The sequence below is a fragment of the Psychroserpens mesophilus genome, assembly GCF_050617655.1.
GTDB lineage: Bacteria > Bacteroidota > Bacteroidia > Flavobacteriales > Flavobacteriaceae > Psychroserpens > Psychroserpens mesophilus_A.
Window position 1 is genome coordinate 1 of sequence record NZ_JBODQC010000162.1, and the last position, 273, is coordinate 273.

General features: G+C 68.1%; 1 protein-coding gene. It reads left to right on the forward strand.

What is annotated here, in order from left to right; all coding sequences use genetic code 11:
* On the forward strand, window positions 1-273 hold a 273-nt coding region (locus ACRHNM_RS16770; RefSeq protein WP_431137761.1), incomplete at both ends, for a hypothetical protein.

Genomic DNA, 273 nt, shown 5'->3' on the forward strand with positions numbered 1-273 from the left:
GCCGCGCTGACCAAGGCGGGCGGCGATGCCGACGCCTTCACGCCGCTGATGACGCTGTACCTGACCGACAACACCTCGGCCGAAGAGATCTTCCGCGCGCACGAGTCGGGCCAGGTCTACGCGATCAAGCTGTATCCCGCGGGTGCGACCACCACCCCCGACGCCGGCGTGACCGACCTGCTGGGCAAGTGCGCCAAGGCGCTGGAAGCGCTGGAGAAATGCGGCATGCCGCTGCTGGTGCACGGCGAAGTGACGGATCCGTCGATCGACGTG